This window comes from Pseudomonas sp. MF6767, from assembly GCF_016405475.1.
GTDB classification, from domain to species: Bacteria; Pseudomonadota; Gammaproteobacteria; order Pseudomonadales; family Pseudomonadaceae; genus Aquipseudomonas; species Aquipseudomonas paracarnis.
On the sequence record NZ_JAEKCY010000002.1, the window covers coordinates 620,335 to 640,524 of the forward strand.

19 protein-coding genes and 1 tRNA gene are annotated in these 20,190 nt (G+C 59.3%); 5 read left to right on the forward strand and 15 right to left on the reverse strand.

The genetic code is table 11. The features are described from left to right. The first annotated feature begins 244 nt into the window (after positions 1–244). The 3 genes from JFT58_RS05900 to yecR all read left to right on the forward strand — a co-directional run bounded on the left by JFT58_RS05900 (position 245) and on the right by yecR (position 1,689). On the forward strand, positions 245–853 hold the full coding sequence (locus JFT58_RS05900; RefSeq protein WP_054895744.1) for a hypothetical protein: 609 nt from the start codon (positions 245–247) through the stop codon (positions 851–853). A 42-nt stretch (positions 854–895) separates the two neighbouring features. Next, a complete protein-coding gene (locus JFT58_RS05905; RefSeq protein ID WP_054895745.1) occupies positions 896–1,312 on the forward strand; it encodes a hypothetical protein in 417 nt (138 codons plus the stop codon). A 74-nt stretch (positions 1,313–1,386) separates the two neighbouring features. Beyond that, the gene (yecR, locus tag JFT58_RS05910) at positions 1,387–1,689 is read left to right on the forward strand and encodes a YecR family lipoprotein (protein WP_054895746.1); all 303 of its coding nucleotides are present in this window, start codon (positions 1,387–1,389) and stop codon (positions 1,687–1,689) included. 209 nt (positions 1,690–1,898) lie between these two features. Here the strand turns inward: yecR and JFT58_RS05915 are convergent. The 5 genes from JFT58_RS05915 to JFT58_RS05935 form a co-directional block, all read right to left on the reverse strand. After that, positions 1,899–1,974: transfer RNA gene (locus JFT58_RS05915), tRNA-Gly, on the reverse strand. 60 nt (positions 1,975–2,034) lie between these two features. Beyond that, entirely contained in the window at positions 2,035–2,595 is a 561-nt protein-coding gene (gene pgsA / locus JFT58_RS05920; RefSeq protein ID WP_003190391.1) for a CDP-diacylglycerol--glycerol-3-phosphate 3-phosphatidyltransferase, read from the reverse strand. A 32-nt stretch (positions 2,596–2,627) separates the two neighbouring features. Continuing rightward, positions 2,628–4,451, reverse strand: a complete 1,824-nt coding sequence (gene uvrC / locus JFT58_RS05925; protein ID WP_019821446.1) for an excinuclease ABC subunit UvrC — start codon at positions 4,449–4,451, stop codon at positions 2,628–2,630. Position 4,452: 1 nt separating this feature from the next. Beyond that, positions 4,453–5,094 carry a response regulator transcription factor GacA gene (gene gacA / locus JFT58_RS05930; protein ID WP_003190387.1) on the reverse strand — a complete coding sequence of 214 codons (642 nt, stop codon included), beginning with the start codon at positions 5,092–5,094 and terminating at the stop codon, positions 4,453–4,455. A 151-nt stretch (positions 5,095–5,245) separates the two neighbouring features. After that, positions 5,246–5,611, reverse strand: coding sequence for a helix-turn-helix domain-containing protein (locus tag JFT58_RS05935; protein WP_054895748.1), 366 nt, complete (start codon positions 5,609–5,611; stop codon positions 5,246–5,248). Between the two features lie 82 nt (positions 5,612–5,693). On the opposite strand from JFT58_RS05935, the gene JFT58_RS05940 reads away from it, so the two are divergent. Continuing rightward, complete coding sequence (locus tag JFT58_RS05940; RefSeq protein WP_082423322.1) at positions 5,694–5,933, forward strand: DNA-binding protein; 240 nt, start codon at positions 5,694–5,696, stop codon at positions 5,931–5,933. A 35-nt stretch (positions 5,934–5,968) separates the two neighbouring features. Here the strand turns inward: JFT58_RS05940 and JFT58_RS05945 are convergent, their stop codons facing one another. Together JFT58_RS05945 and JFT58_RS05950 are read right to left on the reverse strand one after the other, a co-directional pair. Beyond that, complete coding sequence (locus tag JFT58_RS05945) at positions 5,969–6,415, reverse strand: GNAT family N-acetyltransferase (RefSeq protein WP_054895749.1); 447 nt, start codon at positions 6,413–6,415, stop codon at positions 5,969–5,971. Further along, complete coding sequence (locus tag JFT58_RS05950) at positions 6,416–7,165, reverse strand: carbon-nitrogen hydrolase family protein (protein ID WP_198834318.1); 750 nt, start codon at positions 7,163–7,165, stop codon at positions 6,416–6,418. It abuts the gene before it with no gap. 617 nt (positions 7,166–7,782) lie between these two features. Here JFT58_RS05950 and JFT58_RS05955 point away from each other — a divergent pair. Further along, a complete protein-coding gene (locus JFT58_RS05955) occupies positions 7,783–8,862 on the forward strand; it encodes a 3-deoxy-7-phosphoheptulonate synthase (RefSeq protein WP_054895751.1) in 1,080 nt (359 codons plus the stop codon). Positions 8,863–8,986: 124 nt separating this feature from the next. On the opposite strand, the gene JFT58_RS05960 is transcribed toward JFT58_RS05955, so the two are convergent. The 8 genes from JFT58_RS05960 to JFT58_RS05995 all read right to left on the reverse strand — a co-directional run bounded on the left by JFT58_RS05960 (position 8,987) and on the right by JFT58_RS05995 (position 20,147). After that, positions 8,987–9,409, reverse strand: coding sequence for a hypothetical protein (locus JFT58_RS05960; protein ID WP_054895752.1), 423 nt, complete (start codon positions 9,407–9,409; stop codon positions 8,987–8,989). Positions 9,410–9,543: 134 nt separating this feature from the next. Continuing rightward, positions 9,544–13,158, reverse strand: coding sequence for a transporter substrate-binding domain-containing protein (locus JFT58_RS05965; RefSeq protein WP_054895753.1), 3,615 nt, complete (start codon positions 13,156–13,158; stop codon positions 9,544–9,546). Positions 13,159–13,164: 6 nt separating this feature from the next. Beyond that, the gene (locus tag JFT58_RS05970; RefSeq protein WP_034127079.1) at positions 13,165–13,791 is read right to left on the reverse strand and encodes a response regulator transcription factor; all 627 of its coding nucleotides are present in this window, start codon (positions 13,789–13,791) and stop codon (positions 13,165–13,167) included. 288 nt (positions 13,792–14,079) lie between these two features. Continuing rightward, positions 14,080–14,796 carry an MgtC/SapB family protein gene (locus tag JFT58_RS05975; protein ID WP_003190369.1) on the reverse strand — a complete coding sequence of 239 codons (717 nt, stop codon included), beginning with the start codon at positions 14,794–14,796 and terminating at the stop codon, positions 14,080–14,082. A gap of 163 nt (positions 14,797–14,959) precedes the next feature. Beyond that, on the reverse strand, positions 14,960–17,665 hold the full coding sequence (gene mgtA, locus JFT58_RS05980; protein WP_054895754.1) for a magnesium-translocating P-type ATPase: 2,706 nt from the start codon (positions 17,663–17,665) through the stop codon (positions 14,960–14,962). Between the two features lie 650 nt (positions 17,666–18,315). Then, entirely contained in the window at positions 18,316–18,915 is a 600-nt protein-coding gene (locus JFT58_RS05985) for a GNAT family N-acetyltransferase (RefSeq protein ID WP_054895755.1), read from the reverse strand. An 11-nt stretch (positions 18,916–18,926) separates the two neighbouring features. Next, positions 18,927–19,271 (reverse strand): FKBP-type peptidyl-prolyl cis-trans isomerase, encoded by a 345-nt coding sequence (locus JFT58_RS05990; protein WP_034127076.1) that lies wholly within the window; start codon positions 19,269–19,271, stop codon positions 18,927–18,929. 255 nt (positions 19,272–19,526) lie between these two features. Next, complete coding sequence (locus JFT58_RS05995; RefSeq protein WP_034127075.1) at positions 19,527–20,147, reverse strand: transglycosylase SLT domain-containing protein; 621 nt, start codon at positions 20,145–20,147, stop codon at positions 19,527–19,529. Between the last annotated feature and the right edge of the window lie 43 nt (positions 20,148–20,190).

The following is a 20,190-nucleotide window of genomic DNA, read 5'->3' on the forward strand; positions in this document are numbered from 1 at the left end:
CGGTGCGGGCACCTCGTGCACCGGTGATGCAGATAGATGCAAGCGGGCGCCCAGCGGTCGCCCCATGCCATGGAAAGCGTCCGTGACAGATATTTCTTACAGACCAAACGCATGGACTCGCAGGACGCGTCCTGATTGCGCCCACGTTATTGAAGCCCACGGATGACACTGCCTAGGATGTGCCCACTCGCTCATTTGATTGAGCCTTGGCCCTCCCAGCGTCCACGACAGGAGTCGATTGACCATGTACAACAACATCACCCTCGGTTTGCGAAAGCGCCTGCTCGCAGGTTCGACCTTCGCCCTCTTATCGCTAAGCGCAGCCCCCGCGCTGGCCACCGATTGGTGGATGATCTTTGGCACCGGCGACACGCCTAACAGAGACCTGTTCTTCGCCGATGCACAGTCGGTAAAAGCCACACAACAAGACCCGCAAAACACACAGCTGACGGTCGTGCAGGTGTTCGAAAGTCCCAACAGCCCCAACTACGTGAGCTACACGCTGGAGCTGCAATGCGCGCAACGACAGCTCAGGGTGAACTCGGCCACCGCCTACCTGCGCGCCGGGGCCACCACGGTGCTGCCGGCGCCTAAACGCTGGGTGCCGGTGCCCAAGAGCTGGCTGGAGCATGGCTATGACTTCGCCTGCGCACCAGGCAAACGCAAGTCCAACGCCATGATGCCAATGGGCGTTGGCTCCATCGACAACGCACAACTGGTAGCGATCACGCAGCAAGGCCTATTCAATCAGTTGCCGGGTAATCAGCCGATCCGCATTGAGTCCAAGAAGAGCAGCACCGAGGACGTGATGCGCGACCTCAATTTCCTCTTGGGCGCACCTGAGAAAAAATGACCTCCGGCGCCAACCGGCACGCTTGAATAATGAGTGATCAACATGAAATACACAGGCGCATTGGCCTTGGCCCTCGTACTGCTGCAGACCGGCTGCGTCAGTTTTGACACCGTCCCGGAAATGTACGCGCGCAGCCAATGGAAAGGCCGCCCGGCGCAGGACGCCATCAATTTCTTTGGTCCACCCAAAAAAATGGACCGCACCGCGGACGACCAGCATGTGGTGATGCAGTGGTACCGCGACACGTCCTACAACAGCAATGAGGTGGTGGCACAAAGCGCGGAAAGGCAGGGCAATGTGATGGTGCACACCAACTATTGGGCAACCGTCAATAACCCGAATCGCTGCATCCTTTCCATCACCGTCGATCAGGACAGAAAAATTGTCGGGTTTGAAGCCGATGAAGGCGAATTGCTGCTGTCCAGTGGCTGCCAGTCGGTCAAGTTTGGGCCGCCTTAAGGCGACCTACGCTAAGGCTGGCTAACAAAAAAACACCTGACAAATGTCATTTCCATGAAGGATCGTCCTCGACAATGAAATCCATCATCGTCGCCATCGCCCTACCGCTCTTTGCAGGCTGCGCAACGCCGAAATATTGGGAGGCCACCGGCGGCAACCCGTCCGACGGCCTTGTGCAACTCTTCTACGTACGGACGCCGTTTGAGTACGCGCAGATCCGGGAGTCCCAAGGGTTGGCGATTGCCACGGGGCGCTGCCAGTTTTGGAACTACGCGCGCGCTGAGCGCGCAGGCGCGCAAAAATCCGTGTGCCGCACGATGGGGCAATTCCACTGCCTGGAAACCACCGTTACTCAGGATTATCGGTGCCAGAAGTGACACCCTCCCAAGGCGTCGAGGCGCATCGGGAAGTTGAGCGAACAGTAGTTGGCCTGGCGACCCAGGCGAACTGAGCGGATCTGGTAACATACGAACTTGAGCGCGTCCCCTACGGTTGTGCGCACAAACAAAAAAGACGCCTAAGCGTCTATTCCGTAAATCACAAGCAAAAAAAAGCCACTCGTTAGAGTGGCTTTTTCTTTTATGCTTGGAGCGGGAAACGAGACTCGAACTCGCGACCCCGACCTTGGCAAGGTCGTGCTCTACCAACTGAGCTATTCCCGCTTGGTGATGCGCATTCTATAGAATCCTCAGCACCCGTCAACCCCTTGATTCAAAAAAGTTTTATTTCTTTTCAACGGTGGTTCGCAGATGGGGCCAGGCCGCGCGCAGATATTGCAGCATGGACCACAGGGTCAGGCCTGCGGCGACCAGCAGCAAGGCGTAGCCTGTGAGGACCCAGAACGAGAAGTCCGACGGGTTGGCCAGCAGGATCACCAGCGCGAGCATCTGCGCAGCGGTTTTCCATTTGCCCATGTTGGAGACGGCCACGTGGGCGCGGGCGCCGATTTCGGCCATCCATTCGCGCAGGGCCGAGACGACGATCTCGCGGCCGATGATCACGGCGGCCGGCAGGGTCAGCCACAGGTTGCCGTGTTCCTGCACCAGCAGGACCAGGGCGACGGCCACCATGAGTTTGTCGGCCACGGGGTCGAGGAACGCGCCGAAGGGCGTGCTCTGTTCCAGGCGACGCGCCAGGTAGCCGTCGAGCCAGTCGGTGGCGGCTGCGAAGGCGAATACCGAACTGGAGGCGACGTAGCTCCATTCATACGGCAAATAGAACAACAATATGAAAATCGGGATAAGCAGGACGCGTAGAACGGTGATCAGATTAGGGATATTCATCGGCACAACTGGCTACGAGGTGAGAAGGCATTCTATTCGCTGTGCAGGTTTGCATAAATCAATTCAGCGAGCTTTTTACTGATACCGGGTGCTTTGGCTATCTCGTCAATGCTGGCACGGGACAGCTCCTGCAAGCCACCAAAATGTTTAAGCAAGTCGCGACGCCGCGTCGGGCCAACCCCCGCAACCCCTTCCAGGGTTGAGGTTCGCCGGGTTTTGCCACGGCGGGCGCGGTGGCCGGTAATGGCGAAACGGTGCGCTTCGTCGCGGATTTGTTGAATCAGGTGCAGTGCGGGTGAGTCGCCCTTCAACGTGAACTCATGGGCGGCATCATTCAAATACAACGTCTCGAAACCGGCCTTGCGCGTGGTGCCCTTGGCCACACCGAGCAGGATCAGGTCCGGCACCGCCAGTTCGTTGAGCACGTCACGGGCCATGGATAACTGGCCCTTGCCGCCGTCTACCAGCAGGATATCGGGCAATTTGCCCTCCCCGTCCTTCAATTTGCTGAAACGCCGCGTGAGCGCCTGGTGCATGGCGGCGTAGTCATCGCCGGCGGTAACGCCTTCGATGTTGTAGCGCCGGTAGTCGGCCTTGATCGGCCCTTCCGGCCCGAATACCACGCAGGAGGCCACCGTGGCCTCACCGCTGGAGTGGCTGATGTCGTAGCACTCCAGGCGCTGGGGCGGCTCGTCCAGGTTGAGGACTTCGGCCAGGGCGTCGAAGCGTGCGGCAACGTGCTGTCGATTGGCCAGGCGTGCACCCAGGGCCTGTTCAGCGTTGGTGACGGCCAGTTGCTGCCAGCGAGCACGGGTGCCGCGTACGCGGTGGCTGATGTCCAGCTCGCGGCCGCGCAGCTCGTGGATGGCCTCGATCAAGGTGGGGAAGTCTTCGTGCACCACGTTGACGATCAGTTCAGACGGCAGGTCGCGCTCAGGGCTGCTGACGTAGTACTGGCCAAGGAACGCGGCCATGACCTCTGCCACGTCTTCGTCGATACCGGTCTGCGGGAAGAAGTTCTTGCTGCCTAATACCCGCCCGCCTCGTACGCTGATCAGGTGCACACAGGCGCCGCCCGGGTTGACGAACGCGGCGATCACGTCGACGTCACCGGTGCCGCCTTCCATGCTTTGCTGGTCCTGGACACGGCGCAGCAGGGAGATCTGGTCGCGCAGTTCGGCAGCCTTTTCGAAATCGAGGGTGCTGGCGGCCTGCTCCATGGCCCCGGACAGCTCATCGGTGAGTGCGTTGCTGCGCCCTTCGAGGAACATCACCGAATGGCGCACATCCTCGGCGTACTCCGAAGGTTCCACCAGGCCCACGCAGGGCGCCTTGCAGCGCTTGATCTGATATTGCAGGCACGGCCGGGTGCGGTTCTTGTAGAAGCTGTCTTCGCATTGACGCACAAAAAAGGTTTTTTGCAGCAGGCTCAGGCTTTCACGAATCGCCCCGGCGCTGGGGTAAGGCCCGAAGTACTTGCCCTTTTGCTTTTTTGCCCCGCGGTGAATGCTCAGGCGCGGAAAGTTGCCATCCGATAAAAACACGTAAGGGTAGGATTTATCATCACGCAGCAGGATGTTGTAAGGCGGCCGCCATTCCTTGATCAGCGTCTGCTCAAGCAGCAGCGCCTCGGTTTCATTGGCGGTGATGGTGGTTTCGACCTGGGCGATACGCGCCACCAAAGCGGCGGTTTTCGGCGCAAGGCCGGTCTTGCGAAAGTAGCTCGCCAGACGGTTCTTCAGGTTCTTGGCTTTGCCCACGTAAAGCAGGCGCGCCTCGCTGTCGAACATGCGGTACACGCCGGGGCGGCCACTGCAGGTGGAGAGAAAGGCACTCGGATCAAACGGTGTGGTCATGTCAGGCGCTGGCGTCCACCATGCCGTGGCGCACTGCGAGCAGGGTCAATTCAACATCACTGCTGATGGCAAGCTTCTCGAAGATACGATAACGGTAGGTATTGACGGTCTTGGGCGACAGGCACAGCTTGTCAGAGATGGTCTGCACCTTCTGGCAACCGACGATCATCAGGGCGATCTGGATTTCCCGCTCCGACAGCGCATCAAATGGCGAATCGCTGGTGGGCTGGAACGACTTGATCGCCAATTGCTGGGCAATCTGCGGGCTGATATACCGCTGGCCGGCAAATACCAGGCGAATGGCTTGCACCATCTCGGCCAGGCCTGCGCCCTTGGTGAGGTAGCCGGCGGCACCGGCTTGCAGCAAACGGGTGGGGAACGGGTCTTCCTCGCACACCGTGACCACCACGACCTTGATGTCCGGGTGGCTGCGCAATAGCTTGGTCGTGGCACCAAGACCGCCAATCCCAGGCATCTTGACGTCCATCAGTACCACATCGGGCTTCAACTCCCGGGCCTTGATCAGGGATTCCTCCCCCGACTCCGCCTGGCCGACTACTTGCAGGCCGTCGATGTCAGCCAGCATTCGTGTAATGCCTGTACGAACGAGATCATGGTCATCGACTACTAGCACCCTAATCAAGCAGACACCTCGCGATATGGTCTTATAGGTTGCTGAACACCTTAGCAAAAAACCAAGGCGCAGACCTAGTTGCAAGTGTCATATATATAGAGATTCAACGTGCTGCGGCTGTTCGCCGGCTGGCGAACAGCACTGTTTCCTGGGCTAAAGGTCAGGAATCCTGGGGGTGCGACTTGGCTTTTCCGTTCACCACGGATGAATGCTCAGCCAAGGTACTGGTCAAGCGACGGATTGCGTCCTGGTCTTCCTTGAACATCGCTCGGTAATTGCCCAACACTTTTTCTTCGATCTTGCTCAGGTTATCCAGCTGGATCGGCGTTGGGCTGCCGGTCAATACGTACAGGATATCCACACCTTTTTCGGCGACGCGAGACAAATAGTCGGCCTTGGGTGCACGACCACCGCTTTCATATTTGCCTTGGGCGTTCGCTTCAACGCCTCCAATTTCTCCAAAAACTTTCTGCGACAGGCCAAGTCGCTCTCTTTCTTGCCTTAAGCGCGAACCGATTCCACTCATTTGGATGTATGATCCTAAATTGGCACACCCCAAGAGGTGTCACACCATCACTTCGTTAAACAAACTTGAACGGTTTTGAACTATGCCCGGAATCCGTACTGCTGCACAAGCCAAGGCCTGGCTGGAACATCAAGGAAAGTCAGTTCAAGCGTTCGCCCGGGAGCATGGCGTAGACCCGGCAACCACCTATCAAGTGCTCGCCGGGCGAAAAAAGGGAAGGCGTGGAGAAGCCCATAAAGTGGCGGTACTTCTGGGCATGAAAGAGGGCGTTATCGTGGATAAACCTGAAGCTCAATCCCACGATGAACAAAGCACTAGCTGACAGCAGTATGCGCTTATTTGTAGGACGTGCCTGTTTTAGTCCGATGTGAGTGCGCGACACTCACGCTCCATCCGCCAGAAGCCATCCTCTTCACCGACAATGCTCAACCCCAGGCGCTGATACAGCCTTCTTGCCGGGTTGGTCTTGAACACCGTCAAACGTAGAAAGCCCAGGCCCTCGACGCGTGCCTTGAGCGCCATTTGCTCCAGCACCCATGTGCCCGCGCCCTGCTTGCGGCAGCATTCCAGCAGGTGCAGCTCGCGGATATACAGGGCCTTGCCGTCGCGGCTCAGGCTGATAAAGCCCATGACGCCATCATCGTTGCAGATCAGCCAGTTCTCGCGGCCCGCCCAGGCCACGTCGAAGCCGTCGTTGGACCACAACAAACCGTTCTGACGGTAGTAATAGCTCATGGCCTGCTGGGTCAGGGTGCGGGCAAACGGCAAGTGCTGCTCGGTGGCCCGGCGCAAATGAAACCTCATTCAGAGGGCAACCACTTGGCCGGTCCACTGCCCGCCATCGCGACGGGCGATCACCAACGCGTCGCCGACACCGGGGGCGGCAACAAGCAAGTTGCCATCGGCGGTCCAGATCGCACTGCGACCGGCACAAGCCCAGCCTCCAGATGGGCCACCGTGGTTAGCCATCAGTACCAACAGGCCATGCTCGGCCGCATAGTCTTCAAGCAAAGCACTGTCCGCCGCGTAGCCTCCCTCGCTGATCAGTACGCCGGCGGCATACACCGTGGCGCCCGCTGCCGCCGCTTGACGTGGATGGCTGGCCTGGGAAAAGTCCGCACACACTGCCAATGCGATACGCTCCTCTGCCAATTCCAGGGCCTCACCGCCCTGCCCCGCGGCAAATGCCAGCTCTTCGCCGGGGTGCAGATGCTGCTTGGTGTAGACGCCTACTGAACCGTCCGCCCCAAGCACCAGCGCGCCGATCAGCACACCTGTTTGTGGCGCCAGACGCACCGGCATGCCCACCACAGCCGTCAACCGCAGCTCCCGCGCCAACTCACGCAACGGCGTCAACACGGCGTCTTGCGGGTCGATGGCCAAGTCGGCCGCCAGGAACGGCTCGTAGCCCGTCAGTGACAGTTCTGGAAACACCAGGCATTGCACGCCCTGTTCAGCCGCGGCCCGCATCAACGCCAGGTGCCGCTGGATATTGGCAGCGACATCGCCCGGGATGGAAACGGTTTGCGCCGCAGCAAGGGTCAAGGCAGTCATGGTCGCGTCCTGGCAATCACTGGTTGAGAGTTATCAGCATATCCACACTTACCCCATAGCGGTAAGTACTACCACGCAATAGAAATTACTGATTGAATCCACCCGCACGCCTCTAGTAAGCTCCCCCCATCATTTGGAGAGCCCCATGTTGCCACTCACCCACACTCAGGTTTGCCCTGCTGCCAGCGCCTTGCGCTCGGTGTCGGCTATCCGTGTGAACGGTTCGAGCGCACTGGCCGGCTTTTATTTTGGGTATTGGTTTAGCCACTGGCGCGCCTGATACCTGAAATCGGCGCCCACTACTCAAGGGGTCGCCTACCAGAGAAATCTAAACCCCCGGTCGGCTCCCCGACCGGGGGTTTTGTTTTTTCAGCGCCTGATAACTTGTTTTTCACGCTCACTTAAAGGAATCACACCATGAACTACGCCACCTATTACCGCTACGACACTTGCACTGCATGGCGATTTAGCCAGCTCCGTTCGGGACAGCCTGCCGCCTCCGACCGGTCACCCCGTGGTGGCAAGCCAACACACGTAGCCGATACGGCCAATTGTCGAACACCCCAGTAGGCCAAGCGTGCGGGAATCGCCCGCCGCTTGCCCAGGAAGCCTTGAATATGAACTCCTCCGTCGCCGCTTTGCCCGTCTCTACCCTCAACAGCGCCAATGAAGCCTTGACCCAGCGTTTGCCCAGCGCTCTTGAACTCAAGCACCAACTCCCGCTCAGCCCGTTCCTCAACGAACAAGTCCACGCCCATCGCCAAGCCGTGCGCGCCATCCTCAATGGCGAAGACTCACGCTTGCTGGTGATTGTCGGCCCGTGCTCTATCCACGACCCGGAATCGGCCATGGAATACGCGCGCAATCTGAAGAAGCTCGCGCTTGAAGTCAGCGACCAGATGCTGCTGGTGATCCGTGCCTACGTCGAGAAACCGCGCACCACTGTGGGCTGGAAAGGCTTGGCCTACGATCCACACTTGGACGGCAGCGATGACATGGCCGCCGGCCTGACCCTGTCCCGCGAACTGATGCGTGAAATGCTGCGCCTGGGCCTGCCGGTGGCCACCGAGTTGCTGCAACCCATGGCCGCCGGCTACTTCGATGACCTGCTCACTTGGGTCGCCATTGGCGCACGCACTACCGAGTCGCAGATTCACCGCGAAATGGCCAGCGGCCTGGGCATGCCCGTGGGCTTCAAGAACGGCACCGACGGTGGCGTCGCCATTGCCTGCGATGCGATGCGCTCAGCCTCTCACCCGCATCGCCATTTCGGCGTGGACAGCCAGGGCCACCCGGCGATCATCCAGACTCCCGGTAACCCCGACACCCACCTGGTGCTGCGCGGCGGCCACCGTGGGCCCAACTACGATGCGCAAAGCGTGGCCGGCGTAAAGCACGACCTGGCCAAGTCCAAGGTGGCGGCGCGAATCATGGTCGATTGCAGCCATGCCAACAGCGGCAAGAACCCGCTGCGCCAACCGGCGGTATTCAATGACGTGCTGGAGCAGCGCCTACGAGGTGATACCTCGCTGGTCGGCATGATGCTTGAGAGTCACCTGTTCGAAGGCTGCCAGCCGCTGAGCGCGTCGATGAAATACGGCGTTTCGGTGACCGATGGTTGCCTGGGTTGGGACGGGACCGAGCAGTTGTTACGCAGTGCCGCTGAGCAGTTGCGGGAACACCGCAAAGCCGACTGATCGGTGAAAATCAAAATTCGGGAGGGAGCTTGCTCTCGCTGGACGGGGTGCAGGCCCCGTCATTTTAGACAAAAAGCGGGTCCGCTTCGCGCCCCAGCGGGGGCAAGCTCCCTAAGGGACGCGGCTAGGCCCTGGCCACCGGCATGCGGGATAACTCCCGCAGCCACGGCAACACTCGCAGGCCGTGGAAGACCTCCGAGGGGTCGACGATGCCCATGAAATGTTCAAGATTGACGTTGTCCGGCACGCCCGGCAGGCGCACCCGTATTACCGGCGTTAGACCGCAAGGCGCACCCAGATCCAGGTGATCGTAGACCAGCACATGACGCACCTGAGGCTGAGCTTCGTAAGCCTGGGCCATCAGCGCCGCATTGATAATCAGCACATCGAATGGGTCGGCAGGAATAGCGGTGAGAATCCGTAACTCCTCGAACGTTTGCACCGGCACGATCCGGTAATAGCCCAACTGGTTGAGCATTTTCTCGATGTACAGGCGTTGCAGATGCTGTTCATCGGCAATCAGGATGGTCAATGCTTTGTTCGGCATGGCAAACCCCTGGGCAGGCAGTGCTCGACAGTGAGCGTCGCCCATTTTCCAGACATATGCCGACGAAAAAATCAGGCTTATTCCCCGTTCATGTAAGAACTTTCCCAAATCCTCCGAAAGGCGATCAACCACAGTCAGGGCTGATTGCAATAAGCGCTTAAGCCATGATGCAAAACATCGATCGCCTCACCCACGCTTTCAACCGCTGGTCCCAATGCCTGACGGTCCCGCTGTTCACACGCCGCCTCCAATGCCTCACATACACTGATCAATGGGTTGGCCTTGACCATCCGCGCGCCTCCCTTGGCACGATGAGCCAGGTCGTGCAACTTGGCAAAGTCTGCCTGGCTTGCCAGCCGTGGCAGCAAGGCACGATCCGCCTCCAGGCTTTCGAGTAACGGCGCCAGCAATTCGACCAGCGCGGCATGATCATCCCCGGTCAGCGCAACCAGGGTGCTCAAGTTGAAGGCAACCAAGGGTCGCGGGCTCGTGCCAACTGAACGCGACGCCAATGCCGCCCGCAAGTCGTCAAGCCCGGTTGGCTTGAACAGGCAGCCATCCATGCCAGCCTGCCGACAGCGCTCGGCCTCCTCCGGCTGGGCGTTGGCGGTGAACCCGAGTAACAGGCAGGGCTCCAGACCCCGCTCACGCTCCTGTGCGCGAATCTCCTGGGCCAACTGATAGCCGTTCTTGAACGGCATATTGCAATCGGTAATGACGCCGTCGAACTGCCCCGTTCGCCACTGTTCAAGCCCTTGGACACCGTCTTCGGCCGTGATGATACGGTGGCCCAGAAAGCTCAACTGTCGGGCCAGCAGCAAGCGGTTGGCCGGGTAGTCGTCCACCACCAGAATGCTCAGCGCGCGCCCTTCAGGCGCAGCCTCTTGCACAGGCTCAATCGGGGCTGGCAGCGTGGCGGTCATGACCAGGGTCAACGTCACGTCCACCCGAGTGCCGTGCCCCAACACACTACTCAAGTGCAATTGGCCGCCCATCATTTCGCACAGGCTGCGGCTGATCACCAACCCCAGCCCAGACCCGCTGCGTGCCGATTGCTGGTTATTGCTGCCCTGGATGAACACACTGAACAACCGCTGCTGGTCGGTGACGCTGATTCCGATGCCGGTATCTTGCACCCATAACTGCACGGCCAAGCGATCGCCCTCGACCACCGCCTGCGCGACCAAACTGACCTGCCCATGGGGAGTGAACTTGATGGCATTGCTCAGCAGATTCGAGACCACCTGCTTGAATCGCAGCGGGTCGACCAGCACCGCCTGGTCAATCAACGGGTCCAGCTCAACCTGCAGTGCCAACCCCTTGGCTCGGGCCAGCCCCTCGAATACGCGTGCGACCGACGCCAACAACTCATGCAGGTTGGCGGGCTCCAGGGTCAGTGACAAATGCCCGGACTCGATCCGCGCTATATCGAGAATATCGCCGATCAGCTCCAACATACCCCGCGAAGCCACCGAGGCCACCTCCAGAGCATCGCGGTCGACCCGTCCCTGCTCGGCATTTTTCAAGGCCAGTTCGATCATGCCGATCACGGCGTTCATCGGCGTGCGGATCTCGTGGCTCATGGTCGCCAGGAAGGTCGTCTTGGCGCGATTGGCGGCGTCGGCATCGTCCTTGGCTTCCTGTAGCTGGCCGAGCAGCCGGTGCCGTTCGCTTACGTCTACCCAACCGGCAATCATGCCCACCACCTTCTCGTCGCCGTCGCGATACGGCAGCATCCACTGGTAAATGGTCAGCACATCGCCATTGGGCACCTTGAGGATTCGATCATGAATCTGCGGCTCGCCGCCGGCCATCAAGCGCAGGTAATCGTCATGAAACGACCGGGCCTGTGGCGGGTTTTCGATGTCGGTTTCCACTACGGTCCTGCCGATCACGTCTTCAAGTTTGTAGCCAAACACGTCGAGGTAGGCGTTATTGCAGGCCATCAATCGCCCTTGGCGATCACGCACGTAAATCGGGTGCGGCGTGCCGTCGATCAATACGCTCATGAACCGCATCTGATCGCTCAGCGCTCGCTCGGCCTGCAGGCGCTTGCGAATCAGGCTGCGCAGGTAAATGGCCCAGCCCAGCGTGATGGCCAACAACAACGCCGCCAACCCAAAGCCCTGAAGAATCACATTACGATAACGCAACCAATAGCTGTCCTCGATGATGACCTCGCTACGCCACTGGCCAATCAGTTCGTCCATTTCCTGAGGGGTGATGCTCAGCAGCGCCTTGTCGAGGATCGAATACAGCTCCAACTGACTGCGATTTACCCCAAAGGTCACGCGTGCAGGCTCAATGCCAACCGTGCTGCTGACACGCAAGCGGTCGCGGTAATACCGGGTGATCAGATAACGTGCGCTGATCAACGAGTTGACCGCGCCGTCGGCGTCACCATTGGCCACCAGCGCCATGGCTTGCTGGGGGTTCTCCACGTCGACAAACATCACACCTGGAAAATTTTTCGCTATGTCCTCATGCAGGCCATTGCCGACCACCATGGCCAGGCGTTTGCCGACCATGTCCTCCAGCGTGAGCGGGCTGTGGGGACCGTTACGGGTTACCAGCACAAAGGGATTGGTCAGGTAGGGCCGGGTAAAGCGCACTTTTTCAGCACGCTCCGCGCTAGGCGTGACGACCGCCAGCATGTCCGCCGTACCCGCACTGACGATATTGATCTGGCGCGGCAATGAGCCGCCCGGGACCACATCGAACTTCAAGCCGGTACGCAAGCTGATACGCGATAGTACCTCGGCACTCAACCCTTCGAACTGGCCTTGATCACCAATAAAAGATAACGGTAGAAAGTCATTGAGTACCGCGACTCTGACCCTTGGATTCTTTTGCACCCAGCGTTGTTCGCTGGCACTCAAATGCAACCGGTCAACGCCGATTATCCCCAGGTTACCTCCGCTCCAGCGGCGCAGGATTTCCATCTGCTCGCTGGCGGGAATCGCCTCCAGCGCGGCATTGAGAATGGGCAGTAAACGTGTATTTTCGCGGGCGACGGCAAACGCAAACGGGTTGACTTCCAAGCCGGAAAAATCCGCCATACGTACATTGTTGAGGTGATTGCGATTGATCAGATAGTTGCTGCTGATAGCATCCCCCAAATAGACGTCGGCGCGACCAAACGCTACGGCACCAATGGCTTCGAAAGTCGAGGCAAACAACTCCAATTGGGCCTGGGGGTAAAACGCCCGAACGGCGTCGGGCTGCATATAGTGATACAGCATCGCTACGCGCTTGCCCGCCAGGTCGTCGTTCAACACCTGGCTATCGCCGCTGCGAGTCACCAGGGTCGGTTGATCGTTGGCGTAGGAGCGAGACAAAAGCAGTTGCGGGTCGGCCGCTTCGTAGCCATTGGCGGAACCGAGAAAATCCACGCCCCCCTGCTTCAAGGCTTCGATCACTTCATCGCGGGTATCGTAACGCCGTACCTCTATGGAGATATGCAGGGCCTGACCCACCAGTGCGGCAAAATCGGCGGTGATACCTTCGAGCTCGTCGTTGTTATTGGTCAAGTCAAAAGGCGCGTAATCGGGAGCAGAAACCCCCATCCGTAATGTGCGCCGCTCGCGCAGCCAGCGCCAATCAGACTCGTCCAGTGCTACTTGCGGGGTGTCAATACGTGAATGCCCCAACAGCCGCAAAGCATGGGGCTCATCCAGGGCCACCGCGATCTGAGGTAACAGGCTCATCCAGAAGATCGTGGTGAACCTTATAAACGCGGTGGTGATCATCTCAATTCAGATCAGATGGTTGCGCTGGGCAAACTTGGATAAGTGCACTACCGAAGACATGCGTAACTTCTCCTTGAGTCGAGTCTTGTAAGTGCTGATGGTCTTGTGGCTGAGCAGCATCTGTTCGGCAATTTCCTTGTTGCCCAGCCCCAGGGCCAACATTTGCAACACGGTTAACTCACGGTCCGATAAGCACTCGATCATCTGCCGTTCCGTTTCTTGCAGATCATCGCGGCGCACCGAACTGGTCGGCAAACTGGGGAAGCAACTGTAGCCCGACATGATCGCTTTGATAGCCTTTTGCAGCTCATCCAGCTCACCGGTCTTGGCGACGAACCCCATCGCACCGGAACGCATGCAACGAGTAGAAAAAAATACCGCCAGGTAGGAGGTCAGCACCAGAATCTTGCACGGCAAGCCCAACGCCTTGATGCGGCTGATAACCTCCAACCCGCCTAATTTAGGCATCGCCAGGTCGAGGATAATCAGCTCGGGACGTTGCTCCCTCGCCAACTGCATGGCGTCAGCGCCATCCCCCGCCTGAAAAATTTCATCAAACCCCTCCAATTGCAGGAGGTGTTTGACCGTTGCCCGGATAAACGGATGGTCATCCACAATTAATGCTTTGCTCATAAAACTTCCTTATGTGGACAAAATACCCTTACACATCACGCCGGACCTGGGTACCTGTGAGAAATGACAGTTCCGACAAGCGGCACTGCTTCCTTGGAGCGGTAACCAAGCAGTGTCTGGCCTCTTCAATTAACTCAACAGAGCGACGGACGCCGGGCCTCAACGGCGCAACAGCCGCAAGTACCCAACTTTAGCAATGCAATGATGTTTCAACCGAAGGGATAATCCGGACAACATGTAGGATTTTTCCACATGCAAGCTTAGCCAATCCTGGCCAGCCCATCAGGATCAGTCGGTGGTGCTAGGACTCCAGAAGGCCTGCACCACCAGGGTTGACGTTGAGAGGCGCGCCACCAGCGCGTCCAGTTCGTCGCCATCCACCGACGTGGCGGCGAGGATGGCCTCGATTTCCACTTCGTCACTGCCGAACGGTCGCACGTCGACGTCGCTGGCAGGGTAGTTGCAGCGTGCCAACTCGGCTTCCAGTAACACCATCACGGCCTGTTGCTGACTGCGGCGCGCAATGACATAGAGGATATTGGTGACCTCTGCCGACACCACGTCCAAGGGCTGACGATTGATGTTGTTGACGATCGGCCGCAGCAAGGTGTTGGCCGCCAGCACAAACAGCGTGCCCAGCAACGCCTCGAGGATCAGGTCGGCGCCGGCGCAGGCACCCACCGCGGCCGAAGCCCAGAGGGTGGCGGCCGTATTGAGCCCGCGCACATTGCCCTCCTCCCGCATGATCACACCCGCCCCCAGGAAGCCGATGCCCGACACCACGTAAGCGACCACGCGCACCGCGCCTTCCGCACCGCCCAGTCGGTTGGCCATGTCCACAAAGATCGCCGCGCCCACCGCCACCAGCACATTGGTACGTAAGCCGGCGGTGCGCTGGCGGTATTGGCGCTCGAACCCGATGAGGCCACCGAGAATAAACGCAGCGCTGAGGCTGACCACGGTGTCGACCAGGGAGTTGAGGTTGATGTTGTTGATTGCCTGCATAAGAAATCTCCATGAATGCAGCGGCACATTGGTAACTCGCAGGTCCCTGTAGGAGCTGGCTTGCCTGCGATAGCGGTACACCACCAATGAATCTGGCGACTGATACACCGTCATCGCGGGCAAGCCCGGCTCCCACAGGATTTGCGATGTTGCATGGAACCTGTTACTGCCAGCCAAACCTGCGAATGTAGTAGCCCTTCACTGCCTGAGTCAGCGCCATGTAAGCCAGCAAAATCACCGGCAGGAACACGAAGTACAGCGACGGCAGCGCCTGCAATTTGAAGTAGTGCGCCAAAGGCCCCATCGGCAGGAATATCCCCACGGCCATGATCACGCCGGTCATCAACATCAACGGCAGCGCTGCGCGGCTTTGCAGGAATGGGATTTTTGGCGTGCGAATCATGTGCACGATCAGGGTCTGGGTCAGCAGCCCCACCACAAACCAGCCGGATTGAAATAGCGTTTGGTGGTCTGGAGTGTTGGCATCAAACACATACCACATGAGTGCGAACGTGGTGATGTCGAAGATCGAACTGATCGGCCCGAAAAACAACATGAAGCGCCCCACTTCCCCCGGCTGCCAGCGTTGCGGCGTGGCAAGCATCTCGTCATCGACGTTGTCGAACGGAATCGCAATCTGCGAGATGTCATACAGCAGGTTTTGCACCAGCAGGTGCATCGGCAGCATCGGCAAAAACGGGATAAAGGCACTGGCCACCAACACCGAGAACACGTTGCCGAAGTTCGAACTGGCGGTCATCTTGATGTATTTGAGCATGTTGGCGAAGGTGCGCCGGCCTTCCAGCACGCCCTCCTCCAGGATCATCAGGCTCTTCTCCAGCAGGATGATGTCAGCCGCTTCCTTGGCGATGTCCACCGCACTGTCCACCGAAATCCCGATATCCGCCGTGCGCAGCGCCGGAGCATCGTTGATGCCATCGCCCATAAAGCCGACCACATGTCCGTTGGCCTTGAGCAGCCGCACGATGCGTTCCTTGTGGCTGGGCGTGAGCTTGGCAAACACATTGGTGGTTTCCACGGCCAGGGCCAGTTCGGCGTCGCTCATCGACTCGATGTCGTTGCCCATCAGCAAGCCTTGTTGCTCCAGGCCCACTTCGCGGCAGATCTTCGCCGTGACCAGTTCGTTGTCGCCGGTCAACACTTTCACCGCCACGCCGTGGGCCTTCAGGGCCTTGAGGGCGGGCGCGGTGCTTTCCTTGGGCGGGTCGAGAAACGCCACGTAGCCGATCAGCGTCAGGTTGTTTTCATCGGCCAGGGTGTAGGTGTCACGTCCTGCCGGCATCGGCTGCGCCGCTACCGCCACCACCCGCAGCCCTTCTTCGTTAAAGGCCGCGGTCACCTGGCGAATGCGCGCCAGCAGTTCGTCGGTCAGTGCCTCATCGACGTCACCATGACGCACGCGATTGCATACCGACAAAATTTCCTCCACCGCCCCTTTGCAGATCAACAGGTGCGGTTGGTGCTCCTCGGCCACCACCACCGACATGCGGCGGCGGTTGAAGTCGAATGGGATCTCGTCGACCTTGTGGAACGCGGTACCGACTTTCAGCTCACGATGGATGTCCACATGCTCGAGCACGGCCACATCCAACAGGTTTTTCAGGCCGGTCTGGTAGTAGCTGTTGAGATAGGCCATTTCCAGCACGTCGTCCGACTCCTGGCCCCACACGTCCACATGGCGCGCCAGGAAAATCTTGTCCTGAGTGAGCGTGCCGGTCTTGTCGGTGCACAGCACGTCCATGGCGCCGAAGTTCTGGATCGCGTCCAGGCGCTTGACGATGACCTTCTTGCGCGACAGAAACACCGCGCCCTTGGCCAAGGTCGAGGTGACGATCATGGGCAGCATTTCCGGGGTCAAGCCTACCGCAATCGACAGCGCGAACAGCAACGCCTCGGTCCAGTCGCCCTTGGTGAAGCCGTTGATGAACAGCACCAGCGGCGCCATCACGAACATAAAGCGAATCAGCAACCAACTGACCTTGTTGACCCCCTGCTGGAACGAGGTGGTCGCACGGTCCGTCGCCGTGACGCGTTGCGCCAAGGCACCAAAATACGTGCTGTTGCCGGTGGCGAGGATGACCGCCGTGGCGGCGCCGGACACGACGTTGGTGCCCATAAACAGAATGTTCTCCAGCTCCAGCGGGTTGCGCGTGTGGGCGTCCTGCTGGTGGGCGAACTTTTCCACCGGCATGGATTCGCCGGTCATCGCCGCCTGGCTGACGAACAAGTCCTTGGCGCTAAGCACGCGGCAGTCCGCGGGGATCATGTCGCCGGCCGACAATACAATCAGATCGCCTGGCACCAGTTGCTTGATCGGCAGTTCAATGCGCTTGGCAGACTCGCGGCGCAGCACCGTCGCGGTATTGCTCACCATGGCCTTCAAGGCGTCGGCGGCCTTGTTAGACTTGGCCTCCTGCCAGAAGCGCAACAGGGTCGAGAGCACCACCATGGAGAAAATCACCGTGGCGGCCTTCATGTCTTCGGTCAGCCAAGAGATCACCGCCAACAGGGTCAGCAGCAGGTTGAACGGATTCTTGTAGCAATGCCACAGGTGCACCCACCACGGCAGCGGCTGTTCGTGCTCGACTTCGTTAAGGCCGTATTGCACGCGCAGGGCGTCGGCTTCCTGAGTGCTCAAGCCCTCGGCGTGGCTGCCCAGCACGCCCAGCAATTGCACAGTGCTGCGGTTGGCAGAGGCCACCAGTGTCTGCGCCAGGCTGGGCGGTACTTCGCGGCTGACGCTGGCATCGGTCACGGTTTCCAGCATCGCCAGGCGGCGAAAATGCCGGGCGATATGCCGGGTCCGCAGGAAACCGGCGAAGAACTCTTTGAGCAAAGTGAGGTTCATGGTGTAACTCCTGCGCGAGGAAAAACCGTCGTGCAGGTACTGCCCGTCCACACCGCGCCCGTCACACAGGCACAGCCGAACCTGGCCCGCCCGCCGTAACAGGCAGGCGCGTCCGTAGCATCCAGGCGTTACCCAGGTGCTGGTCAGCGTCGATGAGAGGGAATCAGGCAGTTGCCAGGACTGGCCACCGCCGGGATGCCGCTTCTCGCTTTATGAGGCGAGACAACGGCATCTGGAAAATGCGCGTTACCTTGCCAAGTAGAGGCCGGTTACCGAAACCGGCCGACGACTGTCACTCGAACAAGCACCCACTGAGGGTCTCCGCTATTGATGAAAACGCGCGAAGCTTACGCCCCGATGTTGGCGGAGTAAACCGTAGGAAAGTGCCAGCTTGGTGAATAAGAAGATTCTTCAGGATGGGTTCAGGAAAGAGCGTTTTGCTTACTTTTGTCTGGGCCGGCAGTCCGGCTTTTCAAAAGTGAGCCGCTATAAAAGCGGAACCCTGAGTAGCCGTTACCGCAGGAATGGATATGTACACGGTCCAACTGTGTTGACTGTCAGGCCGTCTTCGCAGGCAAGCCAGCTCCCACATTTGGATCGCGGTGCGTCAGCTCGATCAGCGTCTACCTGGGATTGATGTACATCCCTGGCTATGGCGTATCAGGTCGATCCCTTTCAACCAACGCCACGTAGTCTTCAATGCTCACGCTGGCAACACCCTTTACCTGGATAGACACCTTATTCACCTGCCGACCCATCGTGATGCCCTCGCGGGTACGCACCTGTACATAGCCAAGTCTGGGCCAAAAACGCTCGGCCCTGGTATTGCCCACCACTACCGTCAGCCGCAGCCACTGGGCGCCCTTCGCCACCGCCCAGGCCTCAAGGTCCGCGTGCAAGCGCTGCGCCAGCCCGCTGCCGTGCCAGCGCGCATGCACCAGCAGCAACCCGATGTGCCACACCCCGGTGGCGAGCAAATCCGCGGCGATATTCACCACGGCGACCAGGTGGCCCTGCGCATCTCGGTAACCCAGCCAGTACAGGCGGCTGCAATGCCAGCCGGCGGGTAATTGGCCGCGTAATTCTTCCCGTGCTTCGGACGGGGTAGCCGGTTCGCCATTCACCGCGATGAAGTAAACCGGCGCCTGTTCAAAAAACTGCTGCAGCTCAGCTTCATCGCAGCCAAGCAGCTCAACCACCCGAATGCCTTCGAGGAAACTGCCAGGCAACACCTGTGGATCAACGTCCATGTTCAACCTCTTCAATCATCCCGTGTCAGCACTTCCAGCAATTCAATTTCGAAGCGCAGATTACTGTTGGGTTTGATATGCGCGCCCATCGAGCGCTCGCCATAGGCCAGGTGCGCCGGTACATACAACGAGCGTACACCGCCAACCTGCATGCCCATCAAGCCCTGGTCCCACCCCTTGATCACGCGGCCAGTGCCGATCACGCACTGGAACGGTTTGCCCCGCTCCCAGGAGGAATCGAACACCGTGCCATCTTCCAGGGTGCCGGTGTATTGGGTGGTGATCAGCGCGCCCTTGACCACGGCTTTGCCGTCGCCCAGGCGGATGTCGGTGACCTGCAGTTCGTCGTTGCTCATGGGGTTCTCATTGAAGGGTCAAAGGCTGGGGTTTTCCCAGAATCGGAGGGGTTTGGCAAGTGCAGGGAAATGGCCAACGTGATGGTGGACCGTTCGCTGGAATGCATACAGCCGCGTCAGAATCCAATGTGGGAGCTGGCTTGCCTGCGAAGGCGGTGTGTCAGTCAATGCACCTGTGACTGCACGACCGCTTTCGCAGGCAAGCCAGCTCCCACATTGAATCTGCATGCATTCAGAGGTCGCCGTGTCGACCCTTTACAACCAATGCCAGAACCGGCTCCAGAACCCGCGCCCCAACTCATCCTTGCACCCGGCATATTGGCGCGCATACATCTGCGAACGCGCCTGTACCTTGCTCGCTACCGGCGGCAGCCAGGCTTTGCTGGCATAGGTGCGCTGGCGGTAGCCGCCCCAGCCTTCGTGGTAGTTCAGGTACTGGCCGTAGGCATCGTATTTGTAGACGCCGTTGATGGTGTAGGTCTTGTCCATGTACCAGCCGATAAAGTCGATCGCGTCGTCGAAGTCTTCGCGATCAGCGCCGCTGCGGCCGGTGGCTTTGCGGTAGTCGTTCCATACTTCATCCTTGGCCTGGGCATAGCCGGAAGCGGTGGAGACGCGGCCCCATGGGATGATCCACAGCAGGTATTTACGCGGGGTCTTGGCGTCGTGGCGAAAGCCCGACTCCTGATACATGATGGCAAACGGCACCTGGATCGGTACGCCCCAGCGCTTTTGCGTGACCTTGGCGGCGTCGTACCAGTCGTCTTTTTCGCGGAAGATACCGCAGAGGTCGTTGGGCGTGCGTGGCGGCGAGGTGCCGCACGCCGCCAACAGGGAAGTGAGTAATAACAGTCCGACGGCTTTGCCTGCGCTCAAGGGTCACCTTTGTGGGATAAGGGTAAAATGCCAGCATTTTACC